This is a genomic window from Streptomyces sparsus (assembly GCF_054776295.1).
Genome location: NZ_BAAHCA010000867.1, coordinates 1 through 2,079 on the forward strand (window position 1 = coordinate 1; position 2,079 = coordinate 2,079).

Sequence of the window (2,079 nt, forward strand, 5' to 3'; positions counted from 1 at the left end):
CGGTGCCGCCCGCCGGGCCGTGCGGATCCGCCGCCCCCGCGGAGTCGGCCCCGCTCTTCCAGTCCGGGTGGCCGGGCATCGGCGGGGTGGTGCGGCCGTACAGCCAGCTCCGCAGGAACCCGGTGAGGTCCTGGCCCGAGACCTCGTTCGCCAGTGCGACGAAGTCGCCGGTGCCCGCCACGCCGTCCCGGTGCCGCTCGACCCACTCGCGTTGCAGCCGGTCGAAGTCGGCGGCGCCGATCTTCTGCCGCAACGCGTAGAGCACGACCGCCGAACCGTCGTAGACGATGGGCTGGAAGATGCTGATCCGGTCGTCGGAGTGCGGCACCTTCAGCGCGGCCGGCGGCCCGTAGGCGCGCCGCCAGGTGTCGGAGGCCTGGTAGGCCGCCTTCACCCGCTGCCGGAGCGCGAAGCCGCCCCGCTCCTCGGCGAAGCGCCACTCGTACCAGGTGGCGTGCCCCTCGTTCAGCCACAGGTCGCTCCAGCGGCGCGGGCTGACGCTGTTGCCGAACCAGTGGTGGGCCAGCTCGTGCATCATGATCGACTCCCGGTACCAGTCGGGATACCCGGGGTCGGTGAAGAAGCCGCGGGAGAAGAGCGAGAGGGTCTGCGTCTCCAGCGCGAAGTTGAAGTCGGCCTCCGCCGCGAGCACACCGTACGTCTCGAAGGGGTAGTCGCCGACCTGCTTCTCCATCCACTCCATCTGCCGCGGCGTGCGGGCCAGCCACGGTTCCAGGGAGTCGCGGTGCCTGCTCGGCACGACGTCACGCATCGGCAGGCCGCGGGGGCCGTCGCGGCGTACGACGTCGGAACGGCCGATGGACACCTGCGCCAGTTCGGTCGCCATCGGCTGGGCGGTCCGGTAGGACCACGTCCGGTCGGCGCCGCGTGAGGTGCGGGTGAGCGGCCGGCCGCTGGTGACGGCCGTGTAGCCCCGGGGAACGGTGACGCGGAAGGTGAACAGCGCCTTGTCGGAGGGATGGTCGTTGCCGGGGAACACGCGGTGCGCGGCGTCCGCCTGGTTGGCGAGCACCAGGCCGTCCGCGGTGCGGATCCAGCCGGTGGGCTTGGCACCGGCGGTCGGGCTGGTGTGCCGGATGTCCACGGTGAAGGTGCTGCCGGCCTCGACGGGCGTGGACGGGGTGACGACGATGTCCTCACCGGCTGCCGCGGAAGTGGCGGGGCTGCCGTCGACCTGCACCGAACGGACCCGGCCGCCGGAGAAGTCCAGGTTCAGGGTGTCCATGGTGCCGCCGGTCGCCCGGGCCTCGATGCGGGTGCGCGCTTCGAGGTCGTCGGTGTTGTCACCGGTGTAGCGCAGGGAGATGTCGTAGGAGCGGACGTCGTAACCGGGGTTGCCCAGATGGGGGAAGAGCCGGTCGCCGATGCCCAGTGGTTCGGGGGCGGGAGTCCCGGCCGCGACCAGGGCGAGCGAGGTGACGGCGACCGCCGTGGCGGTGGCGGTTCGGCGCAGCGCGGCACCGTTGCGGAGGGTGACCATGGTCCACCGCTACCAGTCGGCACCGCGCGGCGGCGGACGGCACGTCAGCGGCACACTCGAACAGCTCAGCGATGGTCGCCCTTCGGCACCGTACGGCCGCCGCCGGTCGGGCACCCGGGCGCCCGGAACGGCGTCGGCCCACCCGCCGGGCCGAGTCGGGCCGGGTGACGGCTCAGACCACCGGGCGGGTGGCGCGGATGACGTCGTAGACACCGGGCACCTTGCGCATGGCGCGCATCAGCGCGGGCAGCCCGGTCGCGTCGGGGAGTTGGAGGGTGTAGGTGTGCCGGACCCGTTGCTGGCGGGGCGGTTCGACGTCCGCGGAGATGACGGCCGCGCCCTGCACGGCGATGGTCTCCGTCAGGTCGGCGAGCAGGCGGGGCCGACCGAACGCTTCAGCGAGCAGCGTGACCCGGCAGCCCGTCTCGCCCTCCTGCCAGCGGACCGGTACACGCTCGCGTCCGGAGGCCGTCATCCGCGCGACCGCGGCGCAGCTCTCCCGGTGCACGGTGACGGTGGCGCCGCGGACCGCGAAGCCCACGACCGCGTCGGGCGGGACGGGCGTGCAGCAGCGGGCG

At 73.4% G+C, this 2,079-nt stretch carries 2 protein-coding genes; both read right to left on the bottom strand.

Annotation, left to right across the window (positions count from 1 at the left end):
• Positions 1-1,501 (bottom strand): M1 family metallopeptidase (locus ACYVE9_RS24295; RefSeq protein WP_461030036.1); only part of this gene is annotated, 1,501 nt, incomplete at its 3' end.
• A 172-nt stretch (positions 1,502-1,673) separates the two neighbouring features.
• Positions 1,674-2,079 (bottom strand): ACT domain-containing protein (locus ACYVE9_RS24300; RefSeq protein ID WP_461030037.1); only part of this gene is annotated, 406 nt, incomplete at its 5' end.